At 53.9% G+C, this 17,377-nt stretch carries 14 protein-coding genes and 1 tRNA gene; 9 read left to right on the top strand and 6 right to left on the bottom strand.

Annotation, left to right across the window (positions count from 1 at the left end; all coding sequences use genetic code 11):
- Positions 1 to 225: 225 nt before the first annotated feature.
- Positions 226 to 504 carry a DUF6439 family protein gene (locus PN477_RS08405; RefSeq protein WP_272117725.1) on the bottom strand — a complete coding sequence of 93 codons (279 nt, stop codon included), beginning with the start codon at positions 502 to 504 and terminating at the stop codon, positions 226 to 228.
- Positions 505 to 574: 70 nt separating this feature from the next.
- Here PN477_RS08405 and PN477_RS08400 point away from each other — a divergent pair, with 70 nt between their 5' ends.
- The gene (locus PN477_RS08400; protein WP_272117724.1) at positions 575 to 904 is read left to right on the top strand and encodes a sll0565 family protein; all 330 of its coding nucleotides are present in this window, start codon (positions 575 to 577) and stop codon (positions 902 to 904) included.
- A 260-nt stretch (positions 905 to 1,164) separates the two neighbouring features.
- A complete protein-coding gene (locus tag PN477_RS08395) occupies positions 1,165 to 2,541 on the top strand; it encodes a coiled-coil domain-containing protein (protein ID WP_272117723.1) in 1,377 nt (458 codons plus the stop codon).
- A gap of 26 nt (positions 2,542 to 2,567) precedes the next feature.
- Here PN477_RS08395 and PN477_RS08390 read toward each other — a convergent pair whose 3' ends face one another.
- Complete coding sequence (locus PN477_RS08390; RefSeq protein ID WP_272117722.1) at positions 2,568 to 2,708, bottom strand: hypothetical protein; 141 nt, start codon at positions 2,706 to 2,708, stop codon at positions 2,568 to 2,570.
- A 48-nt stretch (positions 2,709 to 2,756) separates the two neighbouring features.
- Here PN477_RS08390 and PN477_RS08385 point away from each other — a divergent pair.
- A tRNA-Arg gene (locus tag PN477_RS08385) sits at positions 2,757 to 2,830 on the top strand.
- A gap of 138 nt (positions 2,831 to 2,968) precedes the next feature.
- Here PN477_RS08385 and ftnA read toward each other — a convergent pair.
- Both ftnA and PN477_RS08375 read right to left on the bottom strand, forming a co-directional pair.
- Positions 2,969 to 3,505, bottom strand: coding sequence for a non-heme ferritin (ftnA, locus tag PN477_RS08380; protein WP_272117721.1), 537 nt, complete (start codon positions 3,503 to 3,505; stop codon positions 2,969 to 2,971).
- Positions 3,506 to 3,742: 237 nt separating this feature from the next.
- Entirely contained in the window at positions 3,743 to 5,545 is a 1,803-nt protein-coding gene (locus PN477_RS08375) for an ATP-binding protein (RefSeq protein ID WP_272117720.1), read from the bottom strand.
- Positions 5,546 to 6,246: 701 nt separating this feature from the next.
- Here PN477_RS08375 and PN477_RS08370 point away from each other — a divergent pair.
- Both PN477_RS08370 and PN477_RS08365 read left to right on the top strand, forming a co-directional pair.
- The gene (locus tag PN477_RS08370; protein ID WP_272117719.1) at positions 6,247 to 7,362 is read left to right on the top strand and encodes a hypothetical protein; all 1,116 of its coding nucleotides are present in this window, start codon (positions 6,247 to 6,249) and stop codon (positions 7,360 to 7,362) included.
- A 13-nt stretch (positions 7,363 to 7,375) separates the two neighbouring features.
- Positions 7,376 to 7,948 (top strand): TIGR04376 family protein, encoded by a 573-nt coding sequence (locus tag PN477_RS08365; RefSeq protein WP_272117718.1) that lies wholly within the window; start codon positions 7,376 to 7,378, stop codon positions 7,946 to 7,948.
- Between the two features lie 89 nt (positions 7,949 to 8,037).
- Here PN477_RS08365 and PN477_RS08360 read toward each other — a convergent pair whose 3' ends face one another.
- Positions 8,038 to 8,301, bottom strand: a complete 264-nt coding sequence (locus PN477_RS08360; RefSeq protein ID WP_272117717.1) for a hypothetical protein — start codon at positions 8,299 to 8,301, stop codon at positions 8,038 to 8,040.
- 64 nt (positions 8,302 to 8,365) lie between these two features.
- Complete coding sequence (locus PN477_RS08355) at positions 8,366 to 9,520, bottom strand: septal ring lytic transglycosylase RlpA family protein (protein WP_272147154.1); 1,155 nt, start codon at positions 9,518 to 9,520, stop codon at positions 8,366 to 8,368.
- A 302-nt stretch (positions 9,521 to 9,822) separates the two neighbouring features.
- On the opposite strand from PN477_RS08355, the gene PN477_RS08350 reads away from it, so the two are divergent.
- From PN477_RS08350 to PN477_RS08335, 4 genes are all read left to right on the top strand, one after another.
- Positions 9,823 to 9,981, top strand: coding sequence for a hypothetical protein (locus tag PN477_RS08350; protein WP_272147152.1), 159 nt, complete (start codon positions 9,823 to 9,825; stop codon positions 9,979 to 9,981).
- Positions 9,982 to 10,514: 533 nt separating this feature from the next.
- Positions 10,515 to 15,098, top strand: coding sequence for a glutamate synthase large subunit (gene gltB / locus PN477_RS08345; protein WP_272117714.1), 4,584 nt, complete (start codon positions 10,515 to 10,517; stop codon positions 15,096 to 15,098).
- A 196-nt stretch (positions 15,099 to 15,294) separates the two neighbouring features.
- Complete coding sequence (locus tag PN477_RS08340) at positions 15,295 to 16,779, top strand: glutamate synthase subunit beta (RefSeq protein WP_272117713.1); 1,485 nt, start codon at positions 15,295 to 15,297, stop codon at positions 16,777 to 16,779.
- A 137-nt stretch (positions 16,780 to 16,916) separates the two neighbouring features.
- A partial coding sequence (locus PN477_RS08335) for a Uma2 family endonuclease (protein WP_272117712.1) occupies positions 16,917 to 17,377 on the top strand: 461 nt, incomplete at its 3' end.

Genomic DNA, 17,377 nt, shown 5'->3' with positions numbered 1-17,377 from the left:
TTAAAGGACTCGCTGTCGCTCGATTTGTTTGTTGGTGCAAATTCATCTCGCCACTAAAAGGCACGTCCGCCGTTACCTTCGGTAACTCTACTCGGACTCGCTTTATAGTGGGAGTCTTCTTTGCACATTTTAAGATAAAACCCGTTAAAACGGGTTCGGCATGAGTAGGCTTTAGCCTACTTGCGCGATGAGCCGGGGATTTGAATCCCCGGCGGGGAGGCTCGGTTAATGGTTGCCGTGGCTGGGGCAGGGGGGGGCTTTGATCGAGCGATCGAGCCAGCCCACCGCCTGCTGAAGGTGCTGGAGAGCGTCGTCCGGTTGATCGTTGAGCAGCAAGACCAAACCAGCGGCGAGATGTTGCTGGGCTTGGGCGCGGCGGTTGCCCTTGAGCCGATGCCAATCGTTGGGGGCGATCGCTAATTGAGCCGCCAAGGCCTGCGCCAATTCCAGCGGCGTTTGTGCCGTACTGTGGTGGGTCGTGTTCAGAGAAGACGATGGGATCATAAAATTATTGGGCGCGACAGAGTAAATCTACCTCTCGCAGTATACAAAGACCAGGGAAACCTCAGGGGGAATGATGGAGGGCCAAGAGGAATTTGAACAAGCCATAGCCGCCGCTGATGCTGCGCTGCGGGAGCTAAAAGAGCGGTTCGCCCAAGTGCTCCAAGACCAAAACACCCTCACCGAACTGCAAAGCGATCGCCAACGGGTCAAAACCGAAAAACCCCCCGCCTGGAAAACCGAACTCGCCCACATCGAAGCCCAGATCGAAACCATCGCCCTCAACCTCGAAAGCCGCCTGATCCAATGGCAGAGTTTTAAAGAACCCTTTTGGCAAACGGTACGGTTTGGGGGTCTGGGGTTTATTTTGGGGTGGCTGCTCCATAGTTGGCTGCGATCGTGAGGTGCGATCGCGCAAGAGGTTCAGAGGCTGCATGAAAAGTGTCATTTTTGATCTAGATCCTCAGTCGCCCTGTGCAGAGGCAAGGGGCTTAAAACCCCTTGTCAGTCGCCCTGTGCAGAGGCAAGGGGCTTTAAGCCCCTTGTCAGTCGCCCTGTGCAGAGGCAAGGGGCTTAAAGCCCCTTGTTGTCGTTGAGGGGCGAAATTGTGAGAAATGGTCGCCCTCAACGCTTGAGAATCAGGTAGAAACGGTAGGATAGGGGTTGAATTCTCACTGGCAGTCAAGTGAAGGAAGCTGTGATGAGGATGATAATGGGTTAATGCGATCGCACAAAACACCAAAAGCTATCTATAACTTCCTGTTTGGATTCCTCACGTTTGGCGTGGGGTTTCTTTTGGGTTTACTCTTGCATCAACAATTAGCACCCGCCTTGATCACAGCGGTGATTATGGTTCCGGTGGGGTATTTTGTGAGCCTCTGGTCTGAATTTCGCCATCTCCAAGATGATCGCCACCAGCGCAATAGTCTCCGCCACCAAATCCATACCCTCCAAGCCCAGCACCACAATTTGCAGCAGACGATACAGGCCACCCTCCAAACTCAGCAGGAGGTGAATGGCACGTTACAGCGGCTGGAATTGGATCGCGATCGCCTCTTGAGTCGCATCACCGAACTTCACCAGTACCGCAACGAACTCATTCACGAACTCCACCAATACCAACAGGCTCAAACCCCCAACCCCTATCCCCAATCCCTCGACATCGCCACCGCCACCGCCACCCAAGCCCAACAACAAAACCAAGCCCAACAGCTTGAACAATATCTCCACCGCCTCAACGAGGCGATCGAAGCTGCCCAAACCGACATCCTCGACCAACAGGAAGTCCTCGAAGCCGTTCAGCAGGCGGTGACGCAGTTAACCGCCGAAAAAGCCACCCTCCAGAGCCAAACCAGTCAACTCCACCAAACCCTAGGGTCCCTCAAAGCCCGCCGCGACGAACTCAGCGACACCAGTCAACACCTCCAGACTCAACAGGCGGAACTCCTCGCCCTCCACCAAGAACAGGAGACCCTCCAAGCACGCCTACGCACCCTCCAGGCCGAGCACGACACCCTCATCCCCCAACTCACCACCCTCCAACACCAGCATCAGGACTTAAGCGGCCAGGTACAACAGCAACAGGCCCAGTTAGCGATCGCCCAACAGGACTACACCACCGCCCAAAACCAACTCCAAGACACCCTCGACACCCTCACCACCACCCAAAACCAACTCACCGCCCTCGAAACCCAACTCGCCGAGCTACAACAACCGGAACTACCGGGCCGAGTCTATGCCCTCGCCAGTGAGTGGTATGAGTTTGTCCATGCCCTCACCGCCCTCGAAAAACGGGCCTTGGTGGCCATTTTGGATCAAGATGAAGCGCAGATTAAAACCCTCTGTCGTGCGGCGGATCTAGATGTGCCGGCGCTGGTGGAATCGTTGAATGAAACGGCGATCATGACCTTGGGCGATCTGCTGTTGGATTTCGACACGAACACCGACCTGCTAACCATGAACGAAGACTATGCCATGATTATGGCGGGGTCGGTGGCGGTTCTCTTTCGGGAATTACTCACGATTGGGGTTGAAGGTTGATTGAAGCTTTGACCCCCAACCCTTGGTTAAAAAGTCGGATCAAGATCCAGGCCGATCAGGGTCAGGGCGATCGCATCATGGACTGAACGATGGTAACCTCGCCTCATCCCTGCGATCGCCCCTAGGCGATTGATCAACCCGTGGGATAAAATGACAATGCTTTTCATCGCCCCATCAATTCATCGGTGCATTGGTGTGCGTTGGATCAAAAGCGTGGGGCTGTGGCTCAGTTGGATAGAGCAAGCGCCTCCTAAGCGCTAGGTCGCCGGTTCAAATCCGGCCAGTCCCGTTATTGTTACCCCCGTTGATTTTATTGAGCGTTTTAGAGGCTGTTTGAAACGTTAAACTCAGATCCAAATCATGAGCTTCACTCAATGGAAACAAGGGGCTTAAGCCCCTTGCCTAAAGACAATTTTTAAACAAGCTCTTATTGAGCCTCTTCAGCGGCCATTGTCGTTTCCTTCGCAGCTTTATTCGTGGCTAACTTGCGGATCTCTTCATCAATAAAAAAGAGTCCCTGACCATCCGTGCCAATCAGTTTAATCTTATCTAAAACACTTTTGAACAGAAACTCCTCTTGATGTTGTTCCGCCACATACCACTGTAAAAATTGCAACGTAGCATAGTCCGGTTCGGTATTTGCAATATGCACCAGATGGCTAATTTTTTTCGTAATTAACTGTTCATGGGCATAGATTTTTTCAAACACCTCCGTCAAAGATGAGAAGGCGGTGGGGGGAGCTTCCACACCACCCACCACAGCATAAGCCCCCGTTTCATGCAAATAGCCCAACAAACGACGCATATGCATCATTTCTTCATTGGCATGTTGATTAAGAAACAATGCACACCCATCTAAACTTTTTTGCACACACCATGAACTCATCTGGAGATAAAGATGGGACGAATAAATTTCAAGATTAATTTGGTGATTGAGATGATCAATCAGGTTTTGTGAAAGCATAGTGATTTCGTCCTTACAGTAGGAAAATTTAGGTCAATGGATCTTGACCCTGGTTCAATGACCCTTACCTGTTGTCTTCATCAATCCAGGTAGCCTTAACTAGGAAAGTCTCTCAATAAGCTTACCAGATTCTGCCGAGGGCGATCGCTCCTCTTTAGGAAGGTTTAATCCGTACCCAACCGCGAGACCCTCGGTGATAATCACCCCAACGCCCCGCCATTACGTCATCCTGAAGCCCTACCGCTCCCGTTGCAACCGCAGCGGAATCGAGATTTGAAACTCGCTGCCCTGACCTAGATCCGACTGGCAACTTAAGGTACCGTGATGTTGATCGTGGATAATGCTGTAGCTGACCGCTAGCCCTAAACCCGTGCCCTGCCCAACCCCCTTCGTGGTAAAAAACGGATCAAAAATCTTCTGCATCACCGCCGCAGACATCCCCATACCATTATCGCGAATAGCAATCAAGCAGCGATCGCCCGTGCAGCGGGTTTGAATGGTAATGCAAGGCTCAGAAAAATCCGAGGTTTTAGCCTTCGTTTCCAAGGTATCAATCGCATTTTCTAACAAGCTCAAAAACACCTGATTGAGGTGACTCGGATAACATTCAACCAAGGGCAAGACATCATAGTCTTTTGTGATGGTGATTTCGGCGTAATTGCGCTGGTGTTTGAGGCGATTTTTGAGAAACAAGAGCGTGCTTTCTAAGCCCTCATGAATATCACATTCTTTGCGATCGGATTCATCAAGTCGGGAAAAGTTGCGCAGCGAATCAACCACCTCCTGAATCCGTTTTGCGCCGACTTGCATGGATTGAAGTAGATCCGGAAAATCACTCAGGATGAAGGGTAAATCCACGGTTTCAACGACATCTTGAATGAGCGGATCAGGATCAGGGTAATATTGTTGATACAGTGCGACGATGAATTTTAAATCATTCACATAGCCTTGGGCGTGGATCAGGTTGCCGTAAATAAAATTAACTGGATTATTGATTTCATGGGCAATCCCTCCCACCAACTGCCCCAAACTGGACATTTTTTCCGATTGAATCAACTGGGCTTGCGTGCCTTTTAAGTCTTGGAGGGCGGTTTCAAGTTGGGCTTGGCGTTGGCGTAATTGTTGCTCGGCGGCTTCTTTTTCGATGTTGATTTCTACATAGGCAAAACACAAGCCAATAAAGGGGATTAAATAAGCGATTATTTTTAAAAAATGGGCAATATTAAAATCACTGTCAAACAGTCGAGTGGAGCCGAATGCCATGTGAATTTGGGTGGCAATTTGTGGGATGGTGCTGATGATCAGGGATTGTGAGAAAAAACTGGGATAGCGATGATAGAAGCGGGGAAAGAGAAACAGACCCGCGATCGCAAACAAAACCAGCGGCACTACATCCCAGGGTCGGGTGATCAGCGCGGTGGGAAACATGGTTTGGGGGAGGTGTTCCGTGCGGACACAGACCAAGATTGTGCCATAGGCGACCACTCCGCAGATCACGCTAATCAGAGCAATGGATTGAAATTTGCCGTCGAGGTGCGATCGCTTCGTCCCCAAAAAGAGACTGACTCCAATAATCAAAATCAAACCACTAAAAACCCGACAAATTGCCCAAGTGAAGGGAATCAAGTCTTGGGAGTTGGCAACACCGGCAATGAGGCGATCGGCCGCTAGGGTATGAAAGGCATCCATACAACCGGCATAAAATAGAGAAATGCCGATAATAGGGGTAACAACATCACGGTTGAGAACAAAATAGACAAAAGCAAGAATGGCCGTAAACAGCCCAGCACAAAATGCACTCCATTCTAAAATCGTATGGACAAAGCTCCCGGCCAAGTGAATATGAACGGTATCAATGATATTTTCAGTCGGTAGGGTTTGAAAGAGATCAGCCGTAATCGCGGGTGAGCTAAAATCAACACCCATTCCCTCTAAAATGACCGGGAGCACACAAATCCCTAAGGTAATCCAAGCTAAAATATAGGTAGATTTATGATCTCGAAATGCAAAATAATCCGCACTTTTTTGAAGGAGTTTCATTGTTTTTAAAGATCGATTTTGCATTAGATTTAACGCAAGAGGAGATTGGATATTATTGTTTTTGATCTAGCCATCTTATCGGCAGTATTTCACGATGTCAATATTTTTGAGGTTTTGAGGTGATTTGTTTACAGTGTATTTTTGCAGCCTCGATCGGAATTCTTGATTTATTGCAGATTGTGGCTTTCTATGAATAAAAGTTTTGGTCTCTTGTTGGTCTTTAGCTGATTTGGAATTGACCGAAGTGCTGTGCATAATTTTCATGAATTAATCTTAATGCCGGGGGTGTCTGGACTGAATTGGGGGATGCTTCGCCCTCTAGATCAACATCTAGAGCAGGACATTTCAGGACAGTTTGATTTGCCCAACGGATGCGATGATGCGGGACGGTTGGATGGGAGGATCGTTGTGATCTTGAGGAGAGGCCAGGGTTAGGGGCGATCGCCCTGGTGAATGCTTTTTGCGTGGTGCTTGCGCCGCTCCTGGGTGGGTGTGATTTCCCCGATCAGGGCCCGACGGAGTCTAGGCACAGAGGAGAGGTCTTTGCTGGGCTGGGGTTGGACTTCTCCTAGGGGGATTCATTTTTTATGATTCACAGAGAAAATCATCCTCAATCTGTAGCCGTTCGAGAACCGACAGGATAAGATAGTGCTGCATTCAGTGTGTTGAGGACAGAGAAAAAATCTATGGCTGATGAGGTAATGAACGGGACTGCTTCCCCTGCCTATTTAGAACCGAAAGTTGCGGAGCCATGGTCGATTGAATCGGAGGCGGATCATCTAATGGATGATCTGTTTTCGGATGTTGATGGGATTTTGGACGGGGGAAGCCAATTGCCGACGAAGCCGGCCCAAGGGAATTATGTGTCCTTGCGATCGGTGGTGCCGACGGAGTTGACGATGTCGAGTACGTCGGTTCCTGCTCCGGCTGAGAGGGCAGTCACTTCCCAATCTAGCCGGAAAGTTTCGGCAGCGCCGTCAGTGCGGCCCTCAGCAAAGATGATCCTGGCACAGAATTTAGATAAGGTCTTTTTTGCGATCGCTGGCCTCTCCTTGGTGGGGGTTGTGGTGTGGTTGGCGACTCAAGGTAAGCTGAACTTGCAGCGAGTTCAACCGGCGGTGACGAGTACGGTGGAATCGGGTTCCTCTTTGGCGGAGTTGCCCCCAGAAGAAGCCGCGTTTGGTCAGTATATGTTGCGATCGCTCCAAGCCATCGAGCGCCGCCCCCCCAGTCTCGCCGCCGCAACCCCCCAAACCCCCCTCCAAGCCAACCTCACCGCCCCGGACAATACCGCCGCCGCGCCCCAATCGCCCCAGGTGATCGAACGGGTGTATATTCCGGTCTATCCGCCTAATCCCAATTCAGCCGATGGGTCAGGGGCGCGATCGCAGGACAATCAACCGGTAACCCCTCCGAACCTTTCAGAAAATCCGGCCTCGAATTCCACCCCACCGGCCCCATTACCTCAGAACAATCGGACGGCTCAGTCGCCCGTTCCCCGGTTCCCGGCGGCGACCATTCCCGCGCCGCCCCTCGCTCGTCAGCAGCAGGTGTTGCCCCCTTTACCCTCTTTAGATGAGGCTCCAGGGGTGGCCCCCAGCAATCCATTGCCCTCGAACACCAATAAGTTGGTGGGGATTTTGGACTATGGCGATCGCTCCACGGCATTGTTTATGGTAGGAGAGACCACCCAACGGATCAGCGTCGGGGAACCCATTGGCGATAGTGGTTGGACGTTGGTGTCCACCGAAAACAGGCAGGCCACCGTGCGCCGCAATGGGGAAGTCCGATCGATCTACGTGGGTCAAACCTTCTAACCCCTAAGCCCCCATGAGTGTCTTTGATGATGTCAGCCAATTTCTCGAAGAGCGATTGGATGAGTTTTTGCAGAATAATCCCCAGCTTCAGTTACAGGTGCTCGAAGAGCAGTTGCGCGAACAAGAGGCCGAGACCCAGCGGCTGATTCAACGTTTGAATCAACAGGTGCAGCAGTTGGAACAGGAGATTTTAGCGATCGCCGCAGATATCAAACTCTGGCATCAACGCATTGCCAAGGCCGAAGCCGCCGGACGGTATGACCTCGCCAACCCAGCCCGCGAACGGGAAGCCGCCCTGCTGCGCCAAGGCAATCAACGCTGGGGCCAACTGGAAAGCACCAAACAAAACCGCAGCCAAGCCGAACACCTCCTCGCCCAAACGGTGGCCAAACAAAAGGAACTCGCCGCCAAGGTGGCCGCCGAAGCCGCCGCCCAACCCAAGCCCCCCCAAGCCTCGCCTCCCGGTTGGCAGAATGCCTCGCGCTACCGAGCGGGGGTTGATGCCTTTGATGCGGTGGATGCCCAGTTCCGAGAATGGGAAATTGAGGCGGATTTACAGACGATGAAGAAAGACTTGGGCTTGTAGGGGGTGATCCCCTGGCTCACTCCTGATACAGAGGAGGACAGCAGGCAGCGAGCGAGACGATCGCACGACAGCAGAGGGCAGGTGTGGGGTTAATCGCGGCTGATTTTGAAGGAAATGGAGGGTTTTGGGGGGGTGGGGTCGGGGGGGGATGGGATGGATGAGGGGGTTTCGGGAGGAGGGGTTAAGGATGGGGCGGGCGGTGTGGGGAGGCGGAACCCGGTGCGGTTGGAGGCGATCGCTAACAACACCCCCGCGACTCCGTAGATCGGTAGCGGCAGGGCCAAGTGGGACAACCATTGATAGGCTTGAATCCCCATAAACAAGACCACAACACTCACAACCCAAATTTGCATGTTTCACCGTTGATCCCATCCATCGCCCATTTTAAAGGGCTACTTCCCAAAGGCAAAGGGTTGCCTAGGAAGAACTCATCACGATCGCACGATAGGGCACAACCCCCGACTCTTTACTCTCAATACAACGAGCCACGCCCCGCGATAGATCCAGGGTGCGCGGCTGGATATAGGGGCCGCGATCGTTAATCCGCACGATTACCGCCTCTTGGCTTTCGAGGTTAATCACCTTCAGGTAAGTGTTAAAGGGTAAATAGGGATGAGCCGCAGTGAAGGCATCTTGGTTATAGGTTTCGCCGTTAGCCGTGAGCCGACCATGGAACATCGGGCCATACCAAGAAGCGACCCCTTCAAAATCTTCGCGGGTCTCACGGATGCCGTACATCATCTGCTGCGCCGTCACCAGTTCTAACGGTTCCACCCCAAAGGCCTGCCGGAGATTGTTCGTCCAATCGATGGCCAACAATTCCCGGTTTTGCTCCTCTGGCGGCACGATCGCATCATCAATCACCACCATTAAGCGATCTCCACTCCGAATCGCGGGGTACTGCCCCATCAAGGTCGGCTCTAATTGCGTTGCGTCCCAATCCGGCTGATTCACAAAATAGCGAATTTGATCGGCGAGGTGCTTGGCGTTCGTGGAGTGGCTGAGGGTGGCGATCGCTGCCCCATTGACCATCACTTGCACCTGTTCCTGACGAGGAGACCATTGCGCCTTGAAATGGTTGATCGGCTGTTGCCACGCATCCCAAAGGGTTTCAATGTCAAACCTCGGCAGCGCAGAACTCACCGTCACCGTTGCCGTTTTCTGGGTTTGATAGTCCTCCATCATCCCAGACAGCACCGTGAGCAATTGCTCTCGGACGGTCGCTTGCTGGGGCAGGGGGGCATGGGTGTGGAAATTGGGAGGGTCCGGGATGTGAGACCAGCGCTGCACCATGGCAGGGCAAGCGGTGGTGGAATCTGTGGGCTGCCACGCTAAGGTTTTGCCCTGTAACCCTGGGGATGGGTCTGTAGAAAAGGCCTGGGTGAGACGCATACTGAGGGCGAGGGAATCCTGTTGACCTTGTGGGGTGTTGGTCTGCCAGGATTGGGGGGCGGCAGATACGGCGGCCAAGAGGGCGAAGGCGCGATCGGGAGAGAGAGCCATGGCACTAGCACACCACACCATTATGAAGCTCAATGATGAGGTTAACCAAGCGAGTTTGAACAGTGACATGGGGATTTTGTAGATGGTATTAAGTGCAAAAAACAAAAGCAAACGTTACAGAGAATATTAAGAATTCTGAATATAGACCCTCAGTATATTTAAGTTTTGCAGCGCATTGGGCGGCGTTGAGCCGGTGGGGTACGCCCAAAGCTAGTCGTACTCGTGTGTTCCCTTTTTTTGATTTGTATAATTAATCACTGACATAGCTTTTTATTATCTAACCGCCGTTTTCTTGCCCTCGTTGCGGCGAATCGCTATGATAGGAATCCTTTGGGTTCAGGGTTTGACTGGGATTTTGCCCCTTGATCTTGATGGATGGTTTTGCGGTTCAGCCCTGGATGGGGAAATTTCTGGGCGGTGGTGATAGTGGAGCAGTGCCGCTCTGCATCGGCGGTTTTTCGCGATCGCCCACGCCATCAATCCGCAACCCTTACCAGCGCGGCCCCAGCCCGCCGCCCCAGGCCAGTTGACGGTATAAATCAACACTTTTTGGCTGACGATTTAGCGTCAGACTATTTCTTGATGGGGTGGTAGTCTCTGTTTGGCCGTGAGCGATCGGCTACTGCTGCGATTTGGGTTTTCAATCTGTTTCAGGCATGATTAGCCTCAACTTCTCCGCCTTTGCATTGAGTCAGATTTTGCAATTGTTGAATCATGCTAACGATGACTAGATGAGCTTACCCCTTGCGGGAGGACAATCGGGATATTGCCTCGTTTTCCGTCGATTCTCATCGTATTACTGTCGATTCTTAACCCTATCTCCTGATCAATTTATTTTTAGATATCATCACAATGTCATGCTTTGACGATATCAAACTGACATTTGAGCAGGGTGGATCGGGCCACAATCCCTTGAGAAATAGGGGAGATCACCCCGCTGTGATCTGATCATTTTGTTAAGAACGATCCCCTTTTTTGGGTTTTAGCGCGACAATTCTAAAACTCGGAATTTATCTTTTGCGTCCCTTTGCGGATAGTTGTTTCCCTTGGTCATATTGCATCCATGAATAGACAAGCATTGCCACAACAACAGGGCCTATACGATCCCCGCTATGAGCATGATGCCTGCGGTGTTGGGTTTATCGTGCATATGAAGGGGGAGCGATCGCACGCGATTGTAGACCAAGCCCTGCAAATTCTCGTCAATCTAGAACACCGAGGCGCGGTCGGTGCTGACCCCAACAGCGGCGACGGGGCGGGCATCCTCACCCAACTGCCGCACCCCTTTATGGCCAAGGTGGCCCAAGCCCAAGGCATTACCCTGCCGGAACCAGGCTACTACGGCGTTGGGATGTTTTTCGCCTCCCCTGATCTGGCCGTGCGTCAAGCGGGACGGGAGCAGTTAGAAAAAATCGTCACGGAAACCGGCCAAACCGTCCTAGGGTGGCGCGATGTGCCCACGGATAACGGCGAACTCGGCCCCACCGCCCAGGGCAGCGAACCCTTTATGCAGCAGGTGTTCATCGGTCGCAATCCTGAGCTTCAAACTGAGCTAGATTTTGAGCGGAAACTGTATGTGATCAGCAAGCGATCGCACCATGAAATTCAACGCGCCGGCCTCGATGAATACTGGTACGTTTCCAGCCTCTCCTGTCGCACCATCATCTACAAAGGGATGCTCACCACCGCCCAGGTGGGCAGCTACTACCCCGACCTCAGCGACCCCGACTACATCAGCGCCCTCGGCTTAGTGCATTCTCGCTTCAGCACGAACACCTTCCCCAGTTGGGAGCGATCGCACCCTTACCACTACGTCGCCCACAACGGCGAAATCAACACCCTACGCGGCAACATCAACTGGATGCACGCCCGCCAAAGCCTCTTCGCCTCGGACTTATTCGGCGATGAACTGAACAAAATGCAGCCGATCATCGACATGGAAGGCAGCGATTCCGCCATTTTTGATAACGCCCTGGAATTGATGGTGTTGTCCGGTCGCTCCCTGCCCCACACGATGATGATGATGATCCCCGAACCCTGGACGGCCCACGAGTCCATGAGCGAGGAGCGTAAGGCGTTTTATGAATATCACGCCTGTTTGATGGAACCTTGGGACGGCCCCGCCTCGATCGCCTTCACCGATGGCACGATGATGGGGGCGGTGTTGGATCGCAACGGCTTGCGCCCCTCCCGCTACTACGTCACCCATGATGATTTGGTGATTATGGCCTCCGAAGCGGGGGTGTTGCCCATTGCCCCCGAACGAGTGGCCCATAAGGGTCGCTTGGAACCGGGGCGGATGTTCTTGGTGAATATGGACGAAGGGCGGATTGTCTCCGATGAGGAAATTAAGCAGGAGATTATCACCGGGCAACCCTACCGCGATTGGCTCGATCAATACCGGGTGGCGTTGGCGGATCTGCCGGCGGCTGATCCGGTGGCATCCACCACGCCGCTGATCGCCCAACAGAAAGCCTTTGGCTATACCTTTGAGGAATTGCGGCTGTTGTTGACCCCGATGGCGCAAAATGGCGTGGAAGCGATCGGGGCGATGGGAACCGATACCCCCCTAGCGGCCCTGTCGAACCGGCCCAAACTGCTCTATGACTATTTTCAACAACTCTTTGCCCAGGTGACAAACCCGCCGATTGATTCGATTCGCGAGGCGATTATTACCTCGGCGGTAACGACGATCGGCTCGGAAGGGAATCTCCTCGACCCGAAACCGGAAAGCTGCCAATTAATTCAACTGCCCACCCCGGTGCTCAGTAATGCGGAATTGGCCCAGTTAAAGGCGGTGAATCTGCGGGGATTTTCCTCCCTGACGCTGCCGATCCTGTTTGACCCACAAACGGGGGTGGAGGGGATGGAAGCAGCCCTAGAGCAGATTTTCCAGGCTGCGGATGGGGCGATCGCCGCCGGTAAAAATATTTTGATTTTGAGCGATCGCGGCATGGATGCCACCCATACCCCGATCCCCGCGCTGCTGGCCGTCGCCGGACTTCATCACCATCTGATCCGCAACGGCACACGCACCCGCGTCGGCCTCGTCCTCGAATCTGGCGAACCCCGCGAGGTGCATCACTTTGCGGTGCTTCTGGGCTATGGCTGCGGCGCGATTAATCCCTACGTGGCCTTTGAGAGTTTCCAGGGCATGATCGATGAAGGGCTACTTACAGGGGTTGACCCGAAAACCGCCTGTAAGAACTACATCAAAGCCGTCACCAAAGGCGTGATTAAAATCGGCTCCAAGATTGGCATTTCCACAATCCAAAGCTATCGCGGCGCTCAGATTTTCGAGGCGATCGGCTTGCATTCCTCGGTGGTGGACAAGTATTTCTCTTGGACGGCCTCCCGCGTGGAAGGGGTGGATCTGGGTGTGATTGCCTCGGAAGCGATTCAGCGCCATCATGCCGGGTTCAGCGATCGCGACGGTGCGCCCCTCACCCTCGATGTGGGCGGCGAATACCAATGGCGCAAAGAAGGCGAAGCGCATTTGCTCGATCCGATGGCGATTCACCTCTTGCAGCAAGCGGTGCGCGAAGGCAATTACGACCTCTATCGCCGCTATGCCGCCCAGGTGAACGAACAGGGTAAGAGCCTCTTTCGCCTGCGGGATCTGCTGGAATTCAAGGCCCGTGAACCGATTCCCTTAGAGGAAGTCGAACCGATTGAAGCGATTATGAAACGCTTTAAAACCGGGGCGATGAGCTACGGGTCAATCTCGAAAGAAACCCATGAGGCGTTAGCGATCGCCATGAACCGGATCGGCGGTAAATCCAACACCGGCGAAGGCGGCGAAGACCCCGAACGCTACACCTGGACGAACGACCAAGGCGACTCGAAAAACAGCGCGATCAAGCAAGTCGCGTCGGGTCGGTTTGGTGTCACCAGCCTCTACCTCTCCCAAGCCCGCGAGCTACAGATCAAAATGGCCCAAGGGGCGAAACCCGGCGAAGGCGGTCAACTGCCGGGCCTGAAGGTGTACCCCTGGATTGCCAAGGTGCGCCACTCCACCCCTGGCGTGGGCTTGATTTCGCCACCGCCCCACCATGACATCTACTCCATTGAAGACCTCGCGGAATTAATCCACGACCTCAAAAATGCCAACCGGGAAGCGCGGGTGAGTGTGAAACTCGTGTCTGAAGTGGGCGTAGGCACGATCGCCGCTGGGGTTGCCAAAGCCCACGCCGATGTGGTGCTGATCTCCGGCTTCGACGGCGGCACGGGAGCCTCGCCCCAAACCTCGATTAAGCACGCCGGTTTACCCTGGGAATTGGGCCTCGCCGAAACCCATCAAACCCTCGTGCTCAACAATCTCCGCAGCCGGATCGCGGTGGAAACCGATGGCCAGATGAAGACCGGGCGGGATATTGCGATCGCTACTCTCCTCGGTGCTGAGGAATACGGGTTCTCCACGGCTCCCCTCGTCACCCTCGGCTGCATCATGATGCGGGTTTGCCATAAAAACACCTGCCCCGTCGGCGTGGCCACCCAAAACCCCGAACTGCGCAAAAATTTCACCGGCGACCCTGACCATACGGTGAACTTTATGAAGTTCATCGCCATGGAACTGCGGGAAATCATGGCCGAGTTGGGGTTCCGGACGATTAACGAAATGGTGGGCCGCACCGATGTTCTCGAACAAAAACACGCCGTCGAGCATTGGAAAGCGAAAGGCATCGACCTCAGCGCCCTCCTCCATCAGCCGGACGTGGGGCCAGAGGTGGGCCGCTATTGCCAAATTCCCCAAGACCATGGCTTAGATCAATCTCTTGACCTGACAACCCTGTTGGATCTCTGTCAGCCTGCCATTGAAAAGGGTGAACCCGTCAAAGCCACCCTGCCGATCTGCAACACGAATCGCGTCGTCGGCACGATCCTCGGCAATGAAATCTCAAAACGCCATTGGGACGGCCTGCCGGATGATACGGTTCACCTCCATTTCCAAGGCAGCGCGGGCCAGAGTTTCGGCGCGTTCGTCCCGAAAGGGGTGACCCTGGAACTCGAAGGCGATGCCAATGACTACTGCGGCAAGGGTCTCAGCGGCGGCAAGATCATCCTCTATCCCCCCAAACAATCCACCTTTGAGGCGGCGAGTAATATCATCGCGGGGAATGTGGCGTTTTACGGTGCGACGGGAGGTGAAGCCTACCTGCGCGGCATGGTGGGCGAGCGGTTCTGTGTGCGCAATTCTGGCGTGCGGGCGGTGGTGGAATCCGTGGGCGATCATGGCTGCGAATACATGACCGGCGGCAAGGTGGTGATTCTCGGTCGTACCGGGCGCAACTTTGCGGCGGGGATGAGCGGCGGTGTGGCCTATATCTTCGATCAGGCGGGGGATTTTGCGGTGCGCTGCAATACGGAGATGGTGGGCCTCGAACGCCTCGAAGATCCGGAAGAAATCCGCGAATTGCGGGACATGATCCAAAAACACGCGGACTATACGGGGAGCGATCGCGCCCAAGCCATTCTCGCCGCTTGGGATGCCCATGTCCCCCAGTTCGTCAAGGTGATGCCCCGCGATTACAAGCGGGTCTTGCAACATATTCAAACGGCCCTGGCCAATGGTCTCAGCGGCGATGATGCCCTCTCGGCGGCCTTTGAAGAAAACGCCCGCGACATCTCCCGGATCAGCGGCAGTTAAGCCCCTTGGGGAGCATCTCGTTTATGCAGACTCTATACAATGTTGCCCTCATCCCCAGCCCTTCTCCCCCAGGAGAAGGGAGCTTAAAAGCCCTCTCCCTCAGAAGAGGGTTGGGTGAGGGATTGCAAAAACTAGATGTTTCCAGCCCCTTGCCTCACCTGAAATCATCACGTCCTTCATCATCACATCACGACCTATGGGTAAACCAACTGGATTTATGGAGTATCTGCGCGAGGTAGCCGAAGATGTGGCACCGAGCGATCGCATTCGTAACTGGGATGAATTTCACCTCCCCATGAGCGAAGAACGCCTCCGCAACCAAGGCGCACGCTGCATGGATTGCGGCACACCCTTCTGCCATACCGGGATCGAAATTAGCCGTATGGCCAGCGGTTGCCCGATTAACAACATCATCCCGGAATGGAATGATCTGGTCTATCGCGGCCTCTGGTCTGAAGCCCTCGATCGCCTCCACAAAACCAATAATTTCCCCGAATTTACCGGCCGCGTCTGTCCGGCTCCCTGCGAAGGGGCTTGTGTGTTGGGGATTACTGACCCGCCCGTGACGATTAAAAATATTGAATATGCGATCGCTGAAAAAGGCTGGGAATCCGGCTGGATCACCCCCAACCCGCCCCAGCATCGCACCGGGAAGAAGGTTGCGATCGTTGGTTCCGGCCCCGCTGGCCTATCCGCCGCCGCCCAACTCAACAGCGCCGGCCATTGGGTCACGGTCTACGAACGCGCCGATCGCCCCGGCGGTCTGCTGATGTACGGCATCCCCAACATGAAACTAGACAAAAAAGCCGTGGTGATGCGCCGTCTTGATGTCCTCGAAGCTGAGGGAGTCACCTTCGTTTGTAACACCGAAATCGGCAAAGACCTCCCCGCTGAGCAACTCCTCAACGAGTTCGACGCGGTGATTCTCTGCACCGGAGCCACCAAACCCCGCGATCTCCCCATCGCCGGGCGCGATCTCAAGGGGATTCACTTCGCGATGGAATTCCTCACCGGCAACACCCGCACCGTCCTCAACGGCAACCCCACCGAGGACTTCATTTCCGCTGCGGGTAAAGACGTGGTGATCATCGGTGGCGGCGACACGGGAACCGATTGCGTCGGCACATCGATCCGCCACGGCTGTACCTCGGTGACGCAGTTGGAAATCATGCCCCAACCCCCCGAAACCCGCGCCGCCAATAATCCCTGGCCCGAATGGCCCAAAATCTACCGCCTGGACTACGGCCAAGAAGAAGCCGCCGCTCGGTTCGGTTCCGACCCCCGCAGCTATCTCCGCACCGCTACCCACTTTGAAGGCGATGACGCGGGCAATCTCAAAGCGGTTCACACGGTTTTAGTGGACTGGCAAACGGACGACCAAGGCCGCTTTATTCCCAAACATGTGGAAGGGTCGGAAAAAATACTCCCGGCTCAGTTGGTCTTACTCGCCATGGGTTTCCTTGGCCCGGAGCAACCGTTACTAGACTCTCTCGGTCTCGATCGCGACCCCCGCAGCAACATCAAAGCCAACCACGGCGAATACACTACCAGCCTCCCCAATGTTTTCGCAGCGGGGGATTGTCGGCGCGGCCAAAGTCTCGTGGTGTGGGCGATTAATGAGGGTCGCGGTGTGGCGAAAGCCTGCGATCGCTTCTTAATGGGCAACACCGATCTGCCGTAATTTTAGCTTGATTTTGAGTAATTAAAAACGACACAATCCTGGTGAGTCACAATGATTCACCAGGCTTTTTGTTAGGATAAGACAATTCAAACATCGATTCAGTTTTTCAGTTCAAGGGGTAGCAAAGAAATCACATTATGGTTATTGCAGTACCTGAACGTTCCAGTCTTGCAACCTTTCTTAGCTATCCATCCATTGATGAATCCCCAGCATGGGAATTTATCAACGGTGTTGCCTATCAAAAACCAAGGAATCGATTTCGCGCCCCCTGGGTGATTGAAATTCTCTCGCCGGATCAACGTTCATTACAGGTCACTCGCAAAATCCTCTTCATGCTCCGTCAAGGCACTCAACTCGGTTGGCTCATCGACCCCAGCGAACAGGTTATCTTAGTTTTTAAGCCGGATACGTTACCTAGTGAATATGTTGATGCTATGGCATTACCCATGCTTGAAATGAGAGTGCATCCCAGTTATGCAATCCCTCACCCAACCCTCTCCCTCAGGAGAGGGCTTTTGGCTCCTTTCTCCTGCGGGAGAAGGGCTGGGGATGAGGGTGCTCCCTGGCGAGCCATGGGAATCTGCAAAAGTGGGATGCA

The organism is Spirulina subsalsa CS-330 (genome assembly GCF_028330765.1).
In the GTDB taxonomy this organism is placed as follows: Bacteria; Cyanobacteriota; Cyanobacteriia; order Cyanobacteriales; family Spirulinaceae; genus Spirulina; species Spirulina subsalsa_A.
Note: the sequence above shows the minus strand (reverse complement) of the source record. Positions and strands in the feature narration are given on the sequence as shown.